The following is a 19315-nucleotide window of genomic DNA, read 5'->3' on the forward strand; positions in this document are numbered from 1 at the left end:
CATGCGCGCACTGCTCCGCCTCGCCGTCCTGCTCGCGCTGCTGCTGGGCGCCTTCGTCCTGCCTGCCCAGGACCCCGAGTCCAGCGCGCCGGCGCCGGCGCCCACCGAGTACCGGTCGCTGGATGCCCTGCGCCGCGGCGCACCGCTGCAGGTCGAGCCGCCGGCGCCGCCGATGGCGCGGGTGGAGAACCGCGACCTGCGTCGGCAGCGCGGCTGGCCCGAGCAGCCGCCGACCATCCCGCACGCCATCGACGGCTACCAGGTGACCACCCACGTCAACCGCTGCATGGTCTGCCATTCGCGTGCCGGCGCCGAGCAGTTCCAGGCGCCGATGGTCAGCGTCACCCACTTCATGGACCGCGATGGCCAGGTGCTGGCCCAGGTCTCGCCGCGGCGCTACTTCTGCAACCAGTGCCATGTCGTGCAGACCGATGCGCCGGCCCTGGTCGGCAACGAGTTCCTGGACGTCGACGCGGTGATCAGCCGCCAGCGGGAGCGCTGAGATGGCAGGTGGATTGCGTCGGCGCGTGCGGTCGCTGTGGACCACGCTGCGTTCGCCCAGCGTGCATTTCAGCCTGGGCTTCCTGACCCTGGGCGGCTTCATCGCCGGCATCATCTTCTGGGGCGGCTTCAATACCGCCCTGGAGGCGACCAACACCGAGCGCTTCTGCGTGTCCTGCCACGAGATGTACGACAACGTCTTCGAGGAGCTCAAGCCGACCATCCACTACACCAACCGCTCCGGTGTGCGCGCCACCTGCCCGGACTGCCATGTGCCGCACGACTGGACCGACAAGATCGCCCGCAAGATGCAGGCGTCCAAGGAAGTCTGGGGCAAGATCTTCGGCACCATCAGCACCCGTGAGCGCTTCCTGGATCAGCGCCTGCGCCTGGCCCAGCACGAATGGGCGCGGCTGAAGGCCAACGATTCGCTGGAATGCCGCAACTGCCACAACTACGACTACATGGACTTCACCCGGCAGAGCCCGCGTGCCGGGGCCATTCACGAGCGCTGGCTGGGCAGCGGCGAACGCACCTGCATCGACTGCCACAAGGGCATCGCCCACGGCCTGCCGGACATGGCGGGCGTGCCGCAGGGCTGACCGCCCCGGACAGCGCGCGCCCGGGCAGGGCGCGATGAGGATCATGGCCAGCCCCGGCCCTCTCCCCCGGCCCCTCCCCCGCAGGCGGGGGAGGGGAGAAGTGCGGTGCCGCGGCAGGGAGAATGTTCGGTGCTCCGGATGTTGGGACGTGCGGTGCCGCGGGTGCCCGGAAGTGCGGTGCCGCGGGTGTCGGGGAGCGGGGTGAAGGATTCGGGCAGGCGCGCGTCGGCCGGTTCCGGAGGGTTTGCGCGCTGCATGCGGCAGCCCTACCCGGGAAACTTCTTGGAATCCGTGGCTTGGCGACGCGTTTTTGGGGCTGCAAAGCGCCCTGACGGTCGACAGGCCGCCCCGGTTCCGGGGAACAAGCGGGCAGCGCAGCGAGCTGCAGAGGTCTCTCCCCCGGCCCCTCCCCCGCACGCGGGGGAGGGGAGAAGTGCGGGTGCCGCGGCCCGTTCGGGAAGTGGGGTTGGTGGATCGGCGCGTGATCAGCTCCCCTCTCCCCCGGGGAGAGGGGCTGGGGGAGAGGGTCGGGGCTGGCCATGATCTGCATCGTTGTCGGCGCGTCGGTGCGCGCTTGCCAAGGTGGTGCTTGCGGGGCAACCCATCGGTGCCGTCGGCTGGCTGCATGCTGGCCGGGGCGGCCCTGGCGGCTGCTCGGTGCCGGGACTGGCTGAGCAGGGCGGCGGCGACGGTGAATGACAGGAAGGGATCAGTCGCGGACCTCGAGGTGGCCGTGTTCGCCCGGGTCAGTGGGGCCCTCGCCGGTGATGGCCTGCATCAGGCGCAGGGCCTGGCCGGTCATGCCGGTGGTCGGGCGCCAGTACTCGGCCGACTCGACCTCGACGCACAGGACGCGCAGGTCGGGATCGTCCGGGCCGCCGGGGAAGAACGCCCGGGCCTGCGGGAACCACAGCTCGGCGGCGCGCTCACGGTCGTGGATGACCCGTGCGCGACCGGTGACCGACACGTAGGTGTTCGCGCCAGGGTCGGCATAGGCCAGGTTGACCCGAGGCTGGCGTTCGATGTCGTCGATCTTGCCGCTGGCGGCGCTGGTGAGGAACCACAGCCGGTCATCGCCATCGGCCTTCAGGGTGGCCAGGGGCCTGCTGACCAGGCTGCCGTCGGGAGCGACCGACACCAGCATGGCGATGTCGATCTCGGCGATCAGCGCGCCCAGCAGGTCGATGTCGGCGTGGTGCTCGGATGGCATGTTCATGGGGCTCTCCTTGCGGTGGCTGCGCGGTGCGCGCGCGGGTTGCATGGCGTCCATGCGGGGATTTCGGAGGCGACGGGCGTGGATTGCACGGGTCCGCGCCGGTGCCCGGGCTCAGGCCAGGTCGGTCCACTCCAGGGCGGCGCCCTGCTGCCGGGTCAGCGTCTCGATCGCCACCCGGAGGTCCTGGGCGGCGTCCTCGTCGGCCAGTTCGATCTCCAGGTCGGCGGGCTCGCCGGTCGCGTTCTCGGCCAGGCCCGCGGAACTGGAATCCGGATCGTCCATGTGCGGCACCAGCCCGGCCATCACCGTGGCGCGTTCCACGCCCTCGATGTCGGCGACCAGTTCGGCGATGCGGTCGGCGAGGTCGGGGGCGCCGGTGATGCGGCAACGAAGGATCTGCATGCGGTCTCTCCTTGACGGGCGGCGCTCAGCCGGCGATGTGGCCGCCGCCGTTGATGTGGATGATCTGGCCGGTGATGTAGCTGGCATCGGCGCTGGCGAGGAACACGTACGCCGGCGCCACCTCGGACGGCTGGCCGGGCCGGCCCATCAAGGTGTCGGCGCCGAACCTGGCGACATGGTCGGCATCGAAGCTGGCCGGGATCAGCGGCGTCCAGATCGGTCCGGGCGCCACCGCGTTGACGCGGATGCCGCGTTCGGCCAGCGATTGCGCCAGCGAGAAGGTCAGCGCGTGGATGGCGCCCTTGGTCGCGGCGTAGTCGATCAGGGTCTTGTGCCCGCGGCTGCCGGTCACCGACCCGGTGTTGATGATGCAGGCGCCCTTGCCCAGGTGCGGCAGGGCGGCGCGCACCAGGTGGAAGCAGGCGTAGAGGTTGGTGCGCACGGTGCGCTCGACCTGCGCCGGCTCGAGCTGGGCCGGGTCGTCGACTTCGTGCTGCTCGGCGGCGTTGTTGACCAGGATGTCCAGGCCGCCCAGTTCGGCCACCGTGCGCGCCACGGCGGTATCGGCCTGGTCGCGCCGGCCGAGGTCACCGCGCACCAGCAAGCAGCGCCTTCCCTCGGCCTCCACTGCCTTGGCCGTCGAGCGGGCGTCCCCGTCCTCTTCCAGGTAGGCGATGGCGACGTCGGCGCCCTCGCGCGCGTAGTGCAGCGCGACCGCGCGGCCGATGCCGCTGTCGCCGCCGCTGATCAATGCGACCTTGCCCTGCAGCTTGCCGCTGCCGGCATAGTCGTCGCGGATCGATTCCGGCTTCGGGCGCATCGCGCTGCGCCGGCCGGGTTGGCGCTTCTGGGTCTGCGGCGGGTTGGGACGTTTCGATGTGCGGGCGCTCATCGTGGGCTCCTGCTGGGACCGTGTGCCCAAGGGCCCGGCAAGACCCGTGCCATCCGCGGTGCGCTCCCGATCGTCGGCCTGGCGTGCGCGCAGGTCAGTGCAGGCTGCGCGACGCCTCGCGGCCCATCGTGCACCTCGCAGGGCCGCTCAAGACGCCGGAGGCGAGGGCGGAACCCATCATCCCGGCGCGCGCCGCACGCTTCGGATCAACCGGAGCGCAGCAGGGTCGCGACCAGGGCAAGCAGCACCAGCACGGCGGTGCCGAGCAAGGCAGCACGGCGGGCGTGGCGGTGCATCACAGGAAGGCGTCTCCCGGATGGGTCGCATCCAGGCCAAGCGCTGCACGCAGGAACAACGTCGGCGTGGCGGGCCCGCGACAATGGGGCGGTATTGCGTCGACGGTCACCGCAGGGCCCTCATACCAGGTCGAACCGTTCGGCGTAGAGATTGCGCGCCGGCAGGCCCAGGCCGAGCAGCACCGGCCCTGCGGCGTCGGCCAGGGCCGGCGGACCGCAAATGAAGCCGGCCATTCGCGACAGGTCGGCGGGCAGGTGCCGTCGCAGCAGGTCGGCGTCGATGTGGCCGGTTTCGCCCTGCCAGCCCTCATGGCCTTCCTCCAGGACGTGCACCAGGGTCAGCGGCAACGCCGCGGCCAGGTCGTCCAGTTCCTCGCGGAACAGCACCTCGTCCCAGGCACCGTTGCCGTAGACCAGCAACAGCGGCTCGCGGCCGCCGCGCGCCCGTGCGGTGCGCAGCATGCTCATGATCGGCGTGATGCCGACGCCGCCGGCGATGAACACCGCGCCGCCCGGGCAGGCGCCGGGATGCCAGGTGAACACGCCGTAGGGTCCTTCCAGCCAGGCCGGCGTGCCCGGCTCGAGGTCGGCAAGCGCGTCGGTGAAGTCGCCCTGCGCCTTGATGGTGAATGCGATATTGCGTTGGCCGGCCGGCGAGGCCATCGAGAACGGATGCTGCTGCAGGCGCAGGGGCCGCTCGCCCAGGGTCAGCCAGGCGTACTGGCCGGGCGCGAAGCGCAGCCCGGCGTGTCCTTCGGGCGCCAATTCCAGGGTCGTGCAGCCGGCCCGCTCGGGTCGCACCGCGACCACCCGCCAGGGCCGCCGGCGCAGGCGCCAGGGGCGCAGCAGACGCGTTTCCAGCACCAGGGCGATGCTGGCCAGGGCCAGGATCGCGAGGCTCGCCTGCTTCCAGGCCGGGCCGGTGTAGTGGCCGGCCATCAACGCATGGCCGAGCCCACCGGCCACCACCGCCACCGCCAGCACGCCGTGCAGCAGCCGCCAATGCTCGTAGGACAGGCGCAGCGCCAGCCGCCACAGCGAGGACGTCACCAGCGCCAGCAACGCCAGCCCCAGGCCGGCCAGGGTGCTGGCACGCAGCAGGCCGGCGCGCGGATCCAGCCAGGCCAGGAAGGCGCGGTCGCCCGCGAACATCATCAGCGGGTGGCACAGCAGCAGCACCACGGCGGCGATGCCGACCACGCGATGGAATTGCAGCAGGTCGTCCTGGCCCAGGCCGGGCGCGAACCAGCGCTGCCGTCCGGAGATCGCCGCCTGGGCGATCAGCACGCCCAGGCCGAGCAGGCCGAGCATCCGGCCCAGCTCCTCGATCGCGCCGGCCGCGATCGGCCGCGGCGGCGCCAGCGCGATCGCCAGCGGCAGCGCCGCCAGCGCCAGCCAGGCCAGCCACCACATCGTTGCGCGCAACCAGCCCAGGTTCACGGCCGGCGCGCCTGTTCTGCGTCGCGGTCCAGCCAGCGCAGTCCCAGCACCGCCAGCCACAGGCCGCCGGCCAGATAGGGCAGGGCCGAGGGGATCCACATCACCAGGCCGGCGAGCTGCTGGTCGGCCAGCGCGTCGAGGCCCAGCATCGGGGCGCGCTCGACGTAGACCGGATACAGCGGCCGCGGCGCGAACACCAGCAGGGCGCCGAGCAGGCCCATCGCCATCATCACCGCGACGATCGACACCAGGCCGGGCCCGACGCTGACCTGGCGATCGCGGATGCCGTGCAGCAGCACCGACCAGTACCACAGCCCGGCCAGCAGGAAACTGCCATGCATGGCCCAGTGCAGGCCCTCATGGGCCAGCGCCGCCGCGGTGGCGGCGGGCAGGTGCCAGGCCAGCATCACCGCGCAATGCGCAGCCGTCGCCAGGGCAAGGTGCAGGTGCAGGTGGCGCACGGCGGGCGCGCTGGCGCGATGCAGGCGACCGGGCCAGGGGCCGGGCAGGGCCTGGGCCCAGATCGCCAGCGGCCGGCCCAGCAACAGCAGCGGTGGCGCCAGCGCCAGCAGCAGCATGTGCTGGCCCATGTGCGCGGCCAGCGACCAGGCGCCGAGGGCGTCGAGCGGCCAGACCAGGGCCAGGAACAGCACGCCGACTCCGGCCAGGAAGGCGGCGACCCGCCAACCGTCGATGCCGCGCCCGAACCCGGCACGCCGCCACAGCCGCACCAGGCCGGTCGCATACAGCGCCAGCAGCACCACACCCGGCAGCAGCAGCCATGGCGACAGGGTCCATGCGCCGATCGGCGCATCGCCGGACGGTGCGTGTGCGAGTGCGCCGGTGGCCACCATGAGTCCGGCGCCTGCCACGACGCCCTGGAGGATCGGGCGGTTTCTCGCACGGACGATGCGGCGGGCACCGGTGCCGGGCATTGGCATCGGCAGCGCCCGCGCAGCGCGGCGACGGGAGGGAGGGGCGCATTGAGAGGCTGCACGCAACGCGCGCCCACGCGGTTCCCTGGACCCGGTTCGATCGTATCCGCCCGCGCCGCACAGCGCTACGCCGGAGCGCAGCTTGCGGTGGCCCGGACTTGCATGGCCGGCGCCCGCAGTCCACGCTGGCGGCCGGCAAGGCGAACCCGGCGGACCATGCATTTCTGGTTGAAGTTCTTTCATATCGTGGCGATGACGGTCTGGTTCGCCGGGTTGTTCTTCCTGCCGCGCCTGTTCGTGGCGCACCGTCGCGGTGAGCCCGACGCCGAGCCGGACTATTTCCTGCCGGTGGCGAAGACGCTGTTCTTCTGGATCATGGGCCCGGCCGCGGTGCTGACCATTGCCCTGGGCATGGTGCTGATCGTCTGGGCGCAGCCGGGCGCCTGGCTGGTGATGAAGCTGGCGGTGGTGGCGATGGCCGTGCTGCTGCACCTGTACCTCGGCGTCGTGCTCTACGACATGGGCCGCGACCGCGATCGCCACGGACCGATGTTCCACCGCGTCCTGGCCATGGTGCCCCTGGTCCTGCTGCTGGCACTGGCGGCGCTCACCGGCGGCAAGCCGGCCACCGCGCCGCCGCTGCCGGCACCGCCGGGCATCGAGGCCGCTCAAGCGCCCGGCGGCCTGCGGTCGGCGGTGGTGCCGACCGGTTCCTGGCCGCCGTAGACCCCGATGCCGTGGCGGAACGACAAGGTGCCGCCCAGCCAGCCCGCCACCATCACCAGCAGCAGGGTGACGCCCGACAGCGCCAGGCCCCAGGGCCAGATCGCGGCCGCCGGATCCGGCCAGCGCAGCCACAGGCCGGCCGCGGCCAGGGCCAGCACCATCACCGCGGCGATGAAGTGGCTCCAGGCCGAGACGTGCCGGCGCACGGCGCGGATGCCGAGCAGGTCGACCATACCGACCAGGCCGGCGAGCACGCCCAGCCCCAGGCCGGCGGCATTCAGCCAGAACGAGGCCTCGGCCCAGAATGCGCCGCCGCGCCAGGCGTGCAGGGCGTCGGTGACCGGCAGCATGCTGAGGAAGGCGATCGGGTAGACCACCAGCATCGGATGCACGGGGTGCTTGCGCACCGCCATCCGGCTGGGCACGGTCTGCGCGGTCTCGGTCTCGCCGTCGATCGCAGTGTCGGGTTTGGTGGGCATCGGGCACGGGTCCTTGCGGGCTCAGGTCGCGCAGGGCGGCAGCAGCAGCGCCGGCGTCGCGGTGAAGACGATGGCGATCGCGGCCAGTGCCGCCAGCGCCGTGGCGGCCATGGCGATCAGGGCGTGGCGGCGCTGCCGCGGATCGCCGGCCTGGTTGGCGGCGTGGCGTCGCCAGGCGCGGCGGGCGCGCAGGCCCAATGCTGCGACCACCACCAGGAACGCCGCGGTCAGCGCGATCAGCAGCACGCTGAGCAGGTTGCCGCCGGCCAACGACCGCGACGGCCAGTCGTGTTCGCAGCCCAGCCCGACCAGGCTGTACACCACCACGAAGTGCAGCGCCCACAGCGCCATCGGCAAGACCATGCCCGTCAACCGGCCGGGCGCCAGCGGCGACAGCGCGCTCATGCCAGCCTCGGGAACAGGTGGATGACCAGCCAGGCGACCACGCCCTGGCCGACCGTGTAGCGCCACAGTGCGACCGCGACGCGTGCGTCCAGTCGCCGTTGCGCATCGACCAGGCCGTGCCGGGAGCGCAGCCAGGTGAAGCCCGAGCCGAGCAGGGCGACCAGCACGTGCACGCCATGGAAGCCGGCCAGGGTCCAGACCACCGAGGCGTAGGCGTGCTGCTGCGGCGCGGCGACCACCGCCGCCAGCGCCGCACCGTGCGCGATCAGGAAGCCGCCGCCGAGCACGGCCGCCGTCAGCAGGCCGCCACGCAGCTGCGCAGGACGATCGCGGTCGTTGCCGCGCAGCGCCAGGCGCGCCGCCAGTCCGGCGCCGATCAGCAGGACCAGTGCGAGCACCGGAAGCGCCAGTGCGCCGGTCTCGCTGCCGGGGCCGGGCCAGGTCTCGGCGCCCAGCCACAGGTAGAAGTAGGCGAACACCAGGGAGGCGAACAGCGAGCCGTCGATCAGCAGCGAGATGACCAGTCCCCACCAGCCGGGCGCCTGGCTGCAGGCGGCCTGGCTGGGCAGGGCGACGCCCGGTGCCGCCTCGATGCGCAGCGGCGCGTGGCGGTCGCCGGTGGTCCAGGCCCAGCGCAGGAACACCGCGACCAGCGGCACCAGCAAGGTGGCGGCGAGCAGGTACAGCTTGGCGATGAAGCAGGCCAGCAGGACCGCGATGTTGGCCGCCGCGACCAGGGGCAGCCAGGTCGAGCCGGAGATCCGGACCACCTGCTCGGGTGCGCCGGAGATCATGCCGGTGCCGAGCAGTTCGCGGCGGCCGCCGGCCGGATCGCCGAGCAGGCCGGTGGTGCCGGCGCTGGCCTGTGCCAGGCCGGGGTCGCGCCACAGGGGCTCGCGGTCGTCGACCACCGGGATCGAGGCGAAGTTGTAGGTCGGCGGCGGCAGCGGCAGCGCCCATTCCAGGGTGCCGGCCTGCCAAGGGTTGGCGGCGCTGCGCCGGCCGTGCCGGAAGTGCAGCCAGACATCGACGGCCACCGCCATCATGCCGACGGTCAGCACGAAGCCGGCCGCGGTCGACAGCAGGTTCAGCCACTCCACGCCCAGCGCCGCGTCGTAGGTGTAGGCGCGCCGCGGCATGCCCAGCATGCCGGTCAGGTGCATCGGCAGGAAGGTCAGGTTGAAGCCGATGAAGACCAGCCAGAACGCCGTCCGGCCCAGGCTCTCGGCGGGCTGCCGACCGGTCACCAGGGGCAGCCAGTAGTACAGGCCGGCGAACAGCGGGAACAGCATGCCGCCGATGGTGACGTAGTGCAGGTGGGCGACCACGAAGTGGGTGTCGTGCACCTGCCAGTCGAACGGCACCAGGGCCAGCATCACGCCGGTCAGGCCGCCCAGCACGAAGATGAAGAAGAAGCCCATCAGCCAGACCATCGGCAGGCGCAGCCAGGGCTTGCCCGACCACAGGGTGGCGATCCAGGCGAACAGTTGCACGCCCATCGGGATCGCCACCGCCATGCTGGCGGCACTGAAGAAGCTCAGCGCCAGCAGCGGGATGCCGACCGCGAACATGTGGTGCACCCACAGCCCGAAGCTGAGGAAGCCGGTCGCGACGATGGCGACCACGATCCAGCGATAGCCGACCATGGTGCGGCGCGAGAAGGTCACCACCAGGGTCGAGACCATGCCCGCCGCGGGCAGGAAGATGATGTAGACCTCGGGGTGGCCGAACAGCCAGAACAGGTGCTGCCAGAGCAGCGGGTCGCCGCCACGGGCGACCTCGAAGAAGGCGAAGCCGAACGCCCGCTCGATCTCCAGCAGGATGCTGGCCAGGATCAGCGGCGGGAAGCCGAAGGCGATCATGAAGGCGGTGACCAGGATCGCCCAGGCCATCAGCGGCATGCGCTGGATCGACATCCCCGGCGCCCGGGTCTTGAGCACGGTGACCACCAGCTCGACCGCGGCGGTGACCGCGGCGATCTCCGCGAAGGTCACGCCGATCAGCCAGAAATCGGCGCTCGGGCCGGGCGTGTAGGTGGCGTCGGTGAGCGGCACGTACATGAACCAGCCGCCGTCCGGCGCGGCGCCGAACAGGAAGCTGGAATACAGGAACAGGCCGCCGAATAGGTAGCACCAGTAGCCGAACGCGCTCAGCCGCGGCATCGGCAGGTCGCGGGTGCCCAGCATCTTGGGCAGCAGGTACATCGCGAAGCCTTCCAGGATCGGCACCGCGAACAGGAACATCATGGTCGTGCCGTGCATGGTCACGAACTGGTTGTAGCGGTCCGGGTCGAGCACCTCGTTGCCGAACCAGGCCAGCTGCAACCGGATGAACATCGACAGCATGCCGCCGATCGCCAGGAAGGCGAAGCCGGTGGCGATGAAGCGCAGGCCGACCGTGCTGTGGTTGACCGCGGTGAGCTGGCCGACCAGGCCCGGGCCGTTCGCCCAGATCCGCTGCAGGGCGCCCAGGCGGCGCTGCTGCTCGGCGGCGTCGGGCGCCGGCGCCGCTGCGTTGGCTTCGCTCATGGCGTGCTCCTGGCGTCGCCTTCGGCGCGCTGCCCGTCCAGCCAGCCGGCGAAGGCGGCCGGCGCCAGCACCTCGACCGAGAACGCCATGTGGGCATGCTCGCGCCCGCAGAATTCGGCGCACTGGCCACGCATCGCGCCGGTGATGTCGGCGCGCAGGCGCAGCCGGTTGCTGCGCCCGGGGATGGCGTCGACCTTGCCGCCCAGGCGCGGGATCCAGAAGCTGTGGATGACGTCCTCGCTGCCCACCTGGAACTCCACCATCTCGCCCTGCGGCAGCACCAGGCGGTCGAGACTGCGGGCCACCACGCTGCCGTCCGGGGCCAGGTGCTCGAACTGCCACTGCCACTGCCTGGCGGTGACCCGCACGACGCGGTCGGTGTCGACGCCGACGCCGATCACGGTGCGCCCGGCGAGCGTGCCGTAGACCAGCAGGGCGAACAGCGCGACCGTCGGCAGCACCAGGCCGCCCAGGACGATGAAGCGTTCCGGTCGGGCCATCGGCGGCGCCGGTTGCCGGCGCAGCATCGCTCGCGCCAGCAGGCCGAGCACCAGGAGCAGCACCGCCAGTGCCGCACCGGCCATCAGCCACCAGGTACGGGCTATCGCGGCGGCTGCCGGCCCGGCCGGGTCCAGCATCGACTGCGGGCCGCGGCAAGCGGCCGCCAGGACAGCGCCGACCAGCAGCGCCACCAGGCGCGGCATCGTGACGGCCGGGACCGCCCGAATCCGCGCTGCCGTCGCTGGCCTCATTCGCCGGCCACGGGCAGGGCGAAGGCCACCACGCTGTCGCCGGCGCGGGTCTCCAGCCGGGCATGGCCGCCGGCGGCGATCACCACGTACTGGCGGCCACCGTGCTCGTAGGTCATCGGCCCGGCCTGGGCGCCGGCCGGCAGGCGGCCATCCCAGCGCAGTGTCCCTGTGGCGGTCTCGAAGGCGCGCAGGAAGTCGTCCTGGGCGGCGGCGATGAAGGTCAGCCCGCCGGCGGTGGTCACCGCGCCGCCGATGTTCGGCGTGCCGATGCGGATCTTCAGGCGGGTCGGGATGCCCAGCGGGCCGGTGTCGTAACCGGTGCCCAGCGGCTGGCTCCACAGCAGGGCGCCGCTGCGCAGGTCGGTGGCGGCCAGGTAGCCCCAGGGCGGCGACAGGCACGGCACGCCCAGCGGTGACAGCCACATCGGCCGGTCGACGCCGTACGGCGAGCCGGCCTGGGGAGCGATCACCTGGTCGGGGCGCGCGCCGCCATCGCCGATCGGCAGATCGTCGACCGCCTCGCGCGGGTACAGCTGCACCCGGTTGGGCAGGCGGCTGTGATTGGTGACCATGATCTGCCGCAGCGGGTCGACCGAGATGCCGCCCCAGTTGGGACCGCCGATGGTGCCCGGGAACAGCAGCATGCCCAGGCCCTGGTCGGTGGGCGGCGTGAAGACGCCTTCGTAGCGCATGCGCCTGAACTGCAGGCGGCAGTACAGGGCGTCCAGCGGCGTCAGGCCGAAGGCATGGCGCTCGTCGATGCGCTCCGGCGCCGGACCGGGGGCGCCGGCGAAGTTCGGGTAGTACGGGCTGAGCGGCTGGTCGGGCGCGGTCCAGTCGCCGTCGATGGCGCCCTGCGGCGCCGGGACGCGTTCCACCGGACGCAGCGGTTCGCCGGTCGCGGCGTCGAGCACGAAGATCGCGCCGGTCTTGGTGGCCTGCACGACGACGCGGCGGGTCGCGCCGTCGATGTCCAGGTCCATGACCGTCGGCTGCGCGCCCAGGTCGTAGTCCCACAGGTCGTGGTCCATGGTGCGGAAGTGCCAGCGCAGTGCACCGGTGGCGGCGTCGACCGCGACCACGGCCGCGGTGAACTCCTCCTCGGCGGGACTGCGGTCGCCGCCATGGTGGTCGTTGGCGGGGTTGCCGGTGGCCAGGTAGACCAGTCCCAGCGACTCGTCCGCGGAGACCACGGTCCAGACGTTGGGCGTGCCGCGCGGCCAGATCTCGCCGGGTGCCAGCGGCTCGCCGGGGCGGTCGGCGCGCTCGGCATCGAAGGCCCAGCGCAGGCGGCCGTCGACGGCATCGTAGGCGCGCACCACGCCCGACGGCGCATCGCGGCGCTGGTTGTCGCTGACCTGCTGGCCGATCACCACCAGGTCGCCGACCACGGCCGGCCCCGAGGTCGACGAGGAAAAACCGGGGGCCTGGTTGGCCATGCCCTCGCCAAGGTCGACGGTGCCCTCATCGCCGAATCCCGCGCAGGGCCGGCCGGTGCCGGCATCGAGGGCGATCAGGCGGGCATCGGGGGTGGTGACCAGCACGCGGCGAGGACAGGCGCCGCCATCGTCGTCGCGCTGGTGCCAGCCCACCGCGCGGCAGGCGACGGAGAACAGCGGTTCCATGGCGATCGCCGGGACCTGCGGGTCGAAGTGCCATTGCTGCGCGCCGGTGGCCGGGTCGAGCGCGAACACCTGGCTGCTGGGCGAGCAGACGTAGAGGCTGTCGTCGATCTTCAGCGGCGTGTTCTGGAAAGCGTAGAACACGCGGTCCGATGGGGGTTCGTCGCCGGTGCGGAATTCCCAGGCGCGTTCCAGGGAGGCGACATTGTCCGTGGTGATGAGCGCCGCCGGCGACCAGCGCTGGCCGAGGTTCGAACCGCCGAAGGCGGTCCATTCGCCGGCGTCGCGCAGCAGGCCGGCACGACCGATGGTGGCAGGGGCAGGCTCGGCGTTCGCCTCGTCGTCGGAACCGGCTTCGCTGTCACGATCCGTTTCCGTTGCCGCGGCGGCGGCAAGCGCGGCTTCCGCCTGCGGGCCTTGCGCCGGGGGCTCGACCGCGGGCATCCCGGCACGCGTCCCTGCCGCGCGGTCGGCCTCCTCGATGCCGCCTTGCGCCGGCGTGGGCGCCGGTGCGTTTCCAAGAGAGGCACCGGTCCCCGGGCCGCTGGCCAGACGCGCCATCGGCACCAGGGTCGCGGCGACCGCCAGGCTCGCCAGCGCCAGCAGCGCGCCGCCGCGGCCGGGCCGGCGAGGGGCAGACGCGCGGCGATCGCGGAGGCCGGTCGCCGCCAGCGCCATCGCCAGCACCAGGCCGGCCAGCAGGCCCGCACGCCCGGCCAGGTCGAAGCCCCAGGACGGCATCCAGCCCTTGCCATGGATCTCCATCAGCGACCAGGCAGCGGTCAGCACGACGACCAGCCCGGCCATCAGCAGGCCGCCGGTGATCCGGCCACGCAGCAGGGCCACGCCTGCGGCGAACAGGAGGATGCCCGCTCCCAGGTAATAGGCGGTGCCGCCCAGGGCGACCAGCCAGACGCCGCCGACCGCCATCCACGCACCAAGGACGGCGGATATCACCGCCAGCGCGACGAGCAGCCACCACGCAATCCCTTTGCGCGACAGCGATGCGGAGCCCGGGTCTGGGGCATTCACCATGTCGATCCCTTCTGCAGCGAAATGGATTGGTCGCACGGCGCGCGGCCGCGGTCAGTCTGGACGCCCGCTTCACCGATGGCAAATGGGGGAGGAGGGAGGAGGGAGGAGGGAGGAGGGAGCACGGAGCACGGAGCACGGAGCACGGAGCTGGAAGCAGGGAGCAGCGACCGAAGATAGGGGTGCGGTGAGCGAAGCGTGCTCTGCACCCCTCTCCCTCTGGGAGAGGGGCCGGGGGAGAGGGTCGGGGCTGGCCATGATCTGCATCGTCGCCGGCCCGGCGGCGCGCGCCGGGCGGGGCGGCCCTCTCCCCCGCCCCTCCCCCGCAGGCGGGGGAGGGGAGAAGTGCGGTGTCGCGGCCTTTTCATGCTACATGTCCAGTGGCATGCCGCGCGCCCGCGAAGGCCGGCCGCCTGCCAGCGGCCGGCGGGGCTTCCGCCCCTGCAGGTTGCCTCAGACCTCGCGGCCGCGGGCCAGTTGGCGGAGGACGTAGTGCAGGATGCCGCCGTGGCGGAAGTACTCCACCTCCTTCGGCGTCAGCAGCAGCACGCGGGCCTGGAAGCGGCGGACATCGCCGTTGGCGGCGGTGGCGGTGACCTGGGCGACCTTGCCGCGGCCGTCGTCCAGCCCGGTGATGTCGAACTGCTCGCCACCGGTCAGGCCCAGGGTCGCGGCGTTCTCTCCGTCCATGAAGGACAGCGGCAGCACGCCCATGCCGACCAGGTTGGAGCGGTGGATGCGCTCGTAGCTCTCGGCGATCACCGCCTTGACGCCCAGCAGGTTGGTGCCCTTGGCCGCCCAGTCGCGCGACGAGCCGGTGCCGTACTCCTTGCCGGCGAGCACCACCAGCGGTGTGCCCTCGGCCTGGTAGCGCATGGCGGCGTCGTAGATGGCCAGTTGCTCGCCGCTCGGCACGTGGCGGGTGTAGCCGCCCTCGACGCCGTCCAGCATCTGGTTGCGGATGCGGATGTTGGCGAAGGTGCCGCGCACCATCACGTCGTCGTTGCCGCGCCGGCTGCCGTAGCTGTTGAAGTCGGCCGGCTGCACGCCACGCTCCACCAGGAAGCGCCCGGCCGGGGAGTCCTTCTTGATGTTTCCGGCCGGCGAGATGTGGTCGGTGGTGATCGAGTCGCCGAGCAGGGCCAGGCAGCGGGCGCCGTGGATGTCGGCGATCGCGCCGACCTCCATGGTCATGCCGTCGAAGTAGGGCGGGTTCTTGATGTAGGTGGAAGCGCCATCCCACTCGAACTTCTCGCCCTCGGGCGAGGCGATCTGGTTCCAGCGGCTGTCGCCGCGGAACACGTCGGCGTAGTTGGCGGCGAACATCTCCGGGCCGATGGTGGCCGCGATGGTGTCGCCGATCTCCTTGTTGCTCGGCCAGATGTCGCGCAGGAACACGTCCTGCCCGGCGCTGTCCTGGCCGATCGGCTCGCGGCTGAGGTCGATGTCGACGCTGCCGGCCAGGGCATAGGCCACGACCAGGGGCGGCGAGGCCAGGTAATTCATCTTGACCTCGGCGTGCACGCGACCCTCGAAGTTGCGGTTGCCCGACAGCACCGAGGCGACCACCAGGTCGCCCTGGGCGACGCCGGCGCTGACCTCGGTGGGCAGCGGGCCGGAGTTGCCGATGCAGGTGGTGCAGCCGTAGCCGACCACGTGGAAGCCCAGCGCCTCCAGGTCGTCCATGACGCCGGCCTTCTTCAGGTAATCGGTGACTACCAGGGAGCCCGGCCCCAGCGAGGTCTTCACCCAGGGCTTGACCTTGAGGCCGCGCTTGACGGCGTTGCGGGCGAGCAGGCCGGCGCCCAGCATCACCGCCGGGTTCGAGGTGTTGGTGCAGGAGGTGATCGCCGCGATCACCACCGCGCCGTCGCGCAGCTGGACCTTCTGGCCGGCGATCTCGATCTCGGTGCAGCCCGAGGACAGCACGGTCTCGCGGTTGCCGACCGCGGCGCCGCCGCCTTCGTCCACGAAGCGCGCCTCCTCGGTGGTGCGCTTCTCGCGCACGGTGGTCAGCGGCCCCAGGTTCTCGCGGAAGTTGTCCTTGACGTCGGACAGCAGCACCCGGTCCTGCGGCCGCTTGGGACCGGCCAGGGAGGGCAGGACGCTGCCCATGTCGAGGTGCAGGACGCTGCTGTAGCTGGCCTCGGCGGCGGTGCGCCACAGCCCCTGGGCCTTGGCGTAGGCCTCGACCAGCGCGATCTGGTGCTCGTCGCGACCTGACAGGCGCAGATAACCCAGCGCCTCGTCGTCGATCGGGAAGATGCCGCAGGTGGCGCCGTATTCGGGCGCCATGTTGGCGATGGTGGCGCGGTCGGCCAGCGGCAGATGGTCCAGGCCGTCGCCGAAGAACTCGACGAACTTGCCGACCACGCCGTGCTTGCGCAGCATCTGGGTGACGGTCAGCACCAGGTCGGTGGCGGTGGCGCCTTCCGGCAGGCGGCCGGTCAGCTTGAAGCCGACCACCTGCGGGATCAGCATCGAGCTGGGCTGGCCGAGCATGGCGGCCTCGGCCTCGATGCCGCCGACGCCCCAGCCGAGCACGCCGATGCCGTTGATCATCGTGGTGTGGCTGTCGGTGCCGAACACGGTGTCCGGGAACGCCATCAGCGTGCCGTCGACCTCGCGGGTCATCACCACCCGCGCCAGGTGCTCGAGGTTGACCTGGTGGACGATGCCGGTGTTCGGCGGCACCACCTTGAAGTTGTCGAACGCCTTCTGGCCCCAGCGCAGGAAGCTGTAGCGCTCGGCGTTGCGCTCGAACTCGATGCGGCCGTTGATGTCCAGCGCCTGCGGCGTGCCGAAGGCGTCGACCTGCACGGAGTGGTCGATGACCAGCTCGGAGGGGATCAGCGGGTTGATCTGGCTGGCCTTGCCGCCGAGGCGGACCACGGCGTCGCGCATGGCGGCGAGGTCGACCACGCAGGGAACGCCGGTGAAGTCCTGCAGGACCACGCGCGCCGGCATGAAGGCGATCTCGGTGTCGGGCTCGCGCGCCGGGTCCCACTTCGCCACCGCCTCGATGTGCTCGGGACCGACGGTCATGCCGCCGTCCTCGTTGCGCAGCAGGTTCTCGAGCAGGATCTTCATCGAGAACGGCAGCCGGGAGATGTCGAATCGCTCGCCCAGCCTGGCCAGCGAATGGAAGGTGTAGGTCTTGCCGGCGACGTCGAGGGTGGCGCGCGTGGCGAAGGAATCGGTCATGTCGGACTCCTGGCGGGAGGCGGGGAGGGCGGCAGGCCGGCACCGGCGGGACCGGACGGCGTTGCGCGGGTGGGCCGGCGGACCGGCTCGGGAAAGCGCGCCATTATCGCCGATCGGGCGCCCTGCCGTCAGCCGCCCGGGCGCGTTGCAGGCGCGGGTGGTGGAGTCTGATGCCGGTGCTGGGTCGCCTGGCACGGCTTCCGCGTTGCGTCAGCGCAGCGCCGTCCTGGCCGGTCGAGGTGCCGATGGGCACGACTGGCCCCGGGCCAGGGCGGCCCGCGGAAACATCGGCTGGGGGATGGCCCTGGGACGACGACGGGTGTCGCCGTCGGGCAGCCGCCTACTTCATGCGGTAGGTGATGCGACCCTTGCTGAGGTCGTAGGGGGTCATCTCGATCTTGACGCGGTCGCCAGTCAGGATGCGGATGTAGTGCTTGCGCATGCGGCCGGAGATGTGGGCGGTCACCACATGGCCGTTGTCGAGCTTCACGCGGAAGGTGGTGTTGGGCAAGGTCTCGATGACCTGGCCTTCCATTTCGATCTGATCGTCTTTCGACATCCGGGATTGTTCGCGTAGGGTACGGGGGGCGCAAGGGCGGCGATTCTGGCACGTCGACGCTGCCTTGGCAAAAAAGCGGCCAGGGTGGGCCGGCGGCTGCGCGCCGGGACGGCGTGGTGTCTCCGCGGATTCCGGCGGCCGCCGGCCGCGCGCTCCCGGGCACCCGGGCCGATCCGCGGCGCCCTCCGCAGACGCCTGGCGCCGGCACCACCTCGACAGCACAGCGGCGCCTGCGACGGGCCGCCCGCGCCTTCCTGGGGGCCTGATTGGCGTCGTGTCTCAGCCCGTTGCCAGGCGGCTTTACGTGTGTGCGACGACACCGCACTTCTCCCCTCCCCCGCGTGCGGGGGAGGGGCGGGGGAGAGGGCCGCCCCGGCCAGCGCACGCCGCTGGGCCGGCAACGATGCAGATCATGGCCAGCCCCGACCCTCTCCCCCGGCCCCTCTCCCACAGGGAGAGGGGAGCACAGCGCGCTCTGCGCACCGAACACTCCGCTTACCGGGCTCCGGTCGCTGGCGCTTCGTGCCCGCTCATGAGCTGAGACACGGCGCCAATCAGGTCCTGGGGGGGGGCGCTACGCCGTCAGCAGGGCTTCCAGCCGTTCCCGCAGCACCTGCTCGCGCCAGCCGGACAGCTCGCCGGGCCAGCCGCCGCCGGCGGCCAGTGCATCGATGGCACGGCGCGGGCAGAGCAGGCCCGGGGGCAGGTCCAGGGACGTGGCGATGGTCTCGGCCTCGTCGCGCAGCCGGCGCGCCAATACCTTGGCCTCACCCTCGAGGGGGCCGGGAATGGGTTCGGTGGTGTCGATCTCCTCGCCATCGGGCGGACGGGCGACCAGATCGAGCAGCGCCTGCAGGCTTCGCCGTCGTCCGGCGGGCGCCGCGGCCAGCCGGGCGGCCAGCCGGGCGGCGCTGTGATCGGGCTCGATGGCCGCGGCCAGCGCGGTCTCATCGTCGATCACCCAGCGCTTGGGCAGGTTGCGCTCGCGCGCGTTCTCCTCCCGCCACCTGAGGATGCGGCGCAACTGCGCCTGGGCCGCTGGTGGCCAGCGCCACGCGCCGCGCAAAGCCCGCTGCGGCTGCGGGTCGGGTTCTGCCGCGAACGCCGCCCTGGCCTGTTCCCGGCAGTCCGCAAGCAGCCATTCGCGGTAGCCGCGTGCGGCCAGCCGGGCGTCCAGCTCGGCATGCAGCGGGGCCAGGTGGCGGACATCGTCCAGCGCGTACTCGATCTGCCGTGGGGTCAGCGGCCGGGCCAGCCAGTCCGATCGCGTCTCCTGCTTTTCCAGGTGGACGCCCAGCAGCTGCCCGACGGCGGCCTGGTAGCCCAGGCCCAGGCCCAGGCCGGCGAAGGCGCAGGCGACCTGGGTGTCGTACAGGCCGAGCATGGGCGCGGGCAGCAGGGGTTGCAGGGCGACCAGGTCCTCGCTGGCGCTGTGCATCAGCACGGTGCCGCGCGGATCGGCGAGCAGGTCGCCCAGGCCGGGCAGGCCGGGATGGCGCAGCGGGTCGAGCAGGCCGCAGCGGCCGTTCCAGGCAACCTGCACCAGGGCCAGGTTCGGCCAGTAGGTGCGTTCCCGCATGAACTCGGTGTCGACCGCCAGCGGCATCGCCGTGCCGGCGAAGTCGGCGAGATCGTCGGGCAGGCGCAGCCAGGGGCCGTCGCCGGTCGCGGGTTCCATCCCCTGATTGGTTACCATGCGGTCATGAGCGTGCTGCGAAACGGCC

At 72.0% G+C, this 19315-nt stretch carries 16 protein-coding genes; 3 read left to right on the plus strand and 13 right to left on the minus strand.

Annotation, left to right across the window (positions count from 1 at the left end):
* Nucleotide 1 precedes the first annotated feature (1 nt).
* Entirely contained in the window at nucleotides 2–502 is a 501-nt protein-coding gene (locus KF823_04445; GenBank protein ID MBX3725147.1) for a nitrate reductase cytochrome c-type subunit, read from the plus strand.
* Nucleotide 503: 1 nt separating this feature from the next.
* Nucleotides 504–1103: a cytochrome c3 family protein gene (locus KF823_04450; protein ID MBX3725148.1), complete on the plus strand. Its 600-nt coding sequence runs from the start codon at nucleotides 504–506 to the stop codon at nucleotides 1101–1103.
* A gap of 709 nt (nucleotides 1104–1812) precedes the next feature.
* Here KF823_04450 and KF823_04455 read toward each other — a convergent pair.
* From KF823_04455 to KF823_04475, 5 genes are all read right to left on the minus strand, one after another.
* Nucleotides 1813–2313 carry a pyridoxamine 5'-phosphate oxidase family protein gene (locus KF823_04455; protein MBX3725149.1) on the minus strand — a complete coding sequence of 167 codons (501 nt, stop codon included), beginning with the start codon at nucleotides 2311–2313 and terminating at the stop codon, nucleotides 1813–1815.
* Nucleotides 2314–2430: 117 nt separating this feature from the next.
* Entirely contained in the window at nucleotides 2431–2721 is a 291-nt protein-coding gene (locus tag KF823_04460; GenBank protein ID MBX3725150.1) for a hypothetical protein, read from the minus strand.
* A 25-nt stretch (nucleotides 2722–2746) separates the two neighbouring features.
* On the minus strand, nucleotides 2747–3613 hold the full coding sequence (locus tag KF823_04465) for an SDR family oxidoreductase (GenBank protein MBX3725151.1): 867 nt from the start codon (nucleotides 3611–3613) through the stop codon (nucleotides 2747–2749).
* A 416-nt stretch (nucleotides 3614–4029) separates the two neighbouring features.
* Nucleotides 4030–5349, minus strand: coding sequence for a ferric reductase-like transmembrane domain-containing protein (locus KF823_04470; GenBank protein ID MBX3725152.1), 1320 nt, complete (start codon nucleotides 5347–5349; stop codon nucleotides 4030–4032).
* The gene (locus KF823_04475) at nucleotides 5346–6203 is read right to left on the minus strand and encodes a cytochrome c oxidase assembly protein (GenBank protein MBX3725153.1); all 858 of its coding nucleotides are present in this window, start codon (nucleotides 6201–6203) and stop codon (nucleotides 5346–5348) included. Before KF823_04475 ends, KF823_04470 begins: the two co-directional genes overlap by 4 nt.
* 297 nt (nucleotides 6204–6500) lie before the next feature.
* Here KF823_04475 and KF823_04480 point away from each other — a divergent pair, with 297 nt between their 5' ends.
* On the plus strand, nucleotides 6501–7010 hold the full coding sequence (locus KF823_04480; protein ID MBX3725154.1) for a CopD family protein: 510 nt from the start codon (nucleotides 6501–6503) through the stop codon (nucleotides 7008–7010).
* Here the strand turns inward: KF823_04480 and KF823_04485 are convergent.
* From KF823_04485 to KF823_04520, 8 genes are all read right to left on the minus strand, one after another.
* Nucleotides 6953–7489, minus strand: coding sequence for a DUF2231 domain-containing protein (locus KF823_04485; GenBank protein ID MBX3725155.1), 537 nt, complete (start codon nucleotides 7487–7489; stop codon nucleotides 6953–6955). The two genes, KF823_04480 and KF823_04485, sit on opposite strands and share 58 nt — an antisense overlap.
* A gap of 21 nt (nucleotides 7490–7510) precedes the next feature.
* Entirely contained in the window at nucleotides 7511–7894 is a 384-nt protein-coding gene (locus tag KF823_04490; GenBank protein ID MBX3725156.1) for a hypothetical protein, read from the minus strand.
* Nucleotides 7891–10422: a cytochrome c oxidase subunit I gene (gene ctaD, locus KF823_04495; GenBank protein MBX3725157.1), complete on the minus strand. Its 2532-nt coding sequence runs from the start codon at nucleotides 10420–10422 to the stop codon at nucleotides 7891–7893. Before ctaD ends, KF823_04490 begins: the two co-directional genes overlap by 4 nt.
* Nucleotides 10419–11126 carry a cytochrome c oxidase subunit II gene (coxB, locus tag KF823_04500; GenBank protein MBX3725158.1) on the minus strand — a complete coding sequence of 236 codons (708 nt, stop codon included), beginning with the start codon at nucleotides 11124–11126 and terminating at the stop codon, nucleotides 10419–10421. The genes ctaD and coxB overlap by 4 nt, the downstream gene beginning before the upstream one ends.
* Before the next feature lie 44 nt (nucleotides 11127–11170).
* The gene (locus KF823_04505; protein MBX3725159.1) at nucleotides 11171–13603 is read right to left on the minus strand and encodes a pyrroloquinoline quinone-dependent dehydrogenase; all 2433 of its coding nucleotides are present in this window, start codon (nucleotides 13601–13603) and stop codon (nucleotides 11171–11173) included.
* Between the two features lie 678 nt (nucleotides 13604–14281).
* On the minus strand, nucleotides 14282–17032 hold the full coding sequence (gene acnA, locus KF823_04510; GenBank protein MBX3725160.1) for an aconitate hydratase AcnA: 2751 nt from the start codon (nucleotides 17030–17032) through the stop codon (nucleotides 14282–14284).
* Nucleotides 17033–17372: 340 nt separating this feature from the next.
* On the minus strand, nucleotides 17373–17591 hold the full coding sequence (gene infA, locus KF823_04515) for a translation initiation factor IF-1 (protein MBX3725161.1): 219 nt from the start codon (nucleotides 17589–17591) through the stop codon (nucleotides 17373–17375).
* Nucleotides 17592–18165: 574 nt separating this feature from the next.
* Nucleotides 18166–19269: a ribonuclease D gene (locus KF823_04520; protein MBX3725162.1), complete on the minus strand. Its 1104-nt coding sequence runs from the start codon at nucleotides 19267–19269 to the stop codon at nucleotides 18166–18168.
* Nucleotides 19270–19315 lie beyond the last annotated feature (46 nt).

It is taken from the genome of Lysobacterales bacterium, from assembly GCA_019634735.1.
GTDB lineage: Bacteria > Pseudomonadota > Gammaproteobacteria > Xanthomonadales > UBA2363 > Pseudofulvimonas.

Coding starts and splice junctions, on each gene's coding strand:
- KF823_04445 (MBX3725147.1), top strand. CDS start 2: ATGCGCGCACTGCTCCGCCTCGCCGTCCTGCTCGCGCTGCTGCTGGGC.
- KF823_04450 (MBX3725148.1), top strand. CDS start 504: ATGGCAGGTGGATTGCGTCGGCGCGTGCGGTCGCTGTGGACCACGCTG.
- KF823_04455 (MBX3725149.1), bottom strand. CDS start 2,313: ATGCCATCCGAGCACCACGCCGACATCGACCTGCTGGGCGCGCTGATC.
- KF823_04460 (MBX3725150.1), bottom strand. CDS start 2,721: ATGCAGATCCTTCGTTGCCGCATCACCGGCGCCCCCGACCTCGCCGAC.
- KF823_04465 (MBX3725151.1), bottom strand. CDS start 3,613: ATGAGCGCCCGCACATCGAAACGTCCCAACCCGCCGCAGACCCAGAAG.
- KF823_04475 (MBX3725153.1), bottom strand. CDS start 6,203: ATGGTGGCCACCGGCGCACTCGCACACGCACCGTCCGGCGATGCGCCG.
- KF823_04480 (MBX3725154.1), top strand. CDS start 6,501: ATGCATTTCTGGTTGAAGTTCTTTCATATCGTGGCGATGACGGTCTGG.
- KF823_04485 (MBX3725155.1), bottom strand. CDS start 7,489: ATGCCCACCAAACCCGACACTGCGATCGACGGCGAGACCGAGACCGCG.
- KF823_04490 (MBX3725156.1), bottom strand. CDS start 7,894: ATGAGCGCGCTGTCGCCGCTGGCGCCCGGCCGGTTGACGGGCATGGTC.
- ctaD (MBX3725157.1), bottom strand. CDS start 10,422: ATGAGCGAAGCCAACGCAGCGGCGCCGGCGCCCGACGCCGCCGAGCAG.
- coxB (MBX3725158.1), bottom strand. CDS start 11,126: ATGCCGCGCCTGGTGGCGCTGCTGGTCGGCGCTGTCCTGGCGGCCGCT.
- KF823_04505 (MBX3725159.1), bottom strand. CDS start 13,603: ATGGCCGGGCTGGTCGTCGTGCTGACCGCTGCCTGGTCGCTGATGGAG.
- acnA (MBX3725160.1), bottom strand. CDS start 17,032: ATGACCGATTCCTTCGCCACGCGCGCCACCCTCGACGTCGCCGGCAAG.
- infA (MBX3725161.1), bottom strand. CDS start 17,591: ATGTCGAAAGACGATCAGATCGAAATGGAAGGCCAGGTCATCGAGACC.
- KF823_04520 (MBX3725162.1), bottom strand. CDS start 19,269: ATGGAACCCGCGACCGGCGACGGCCCCTGGCTGCGCCTGCCCGACGAT.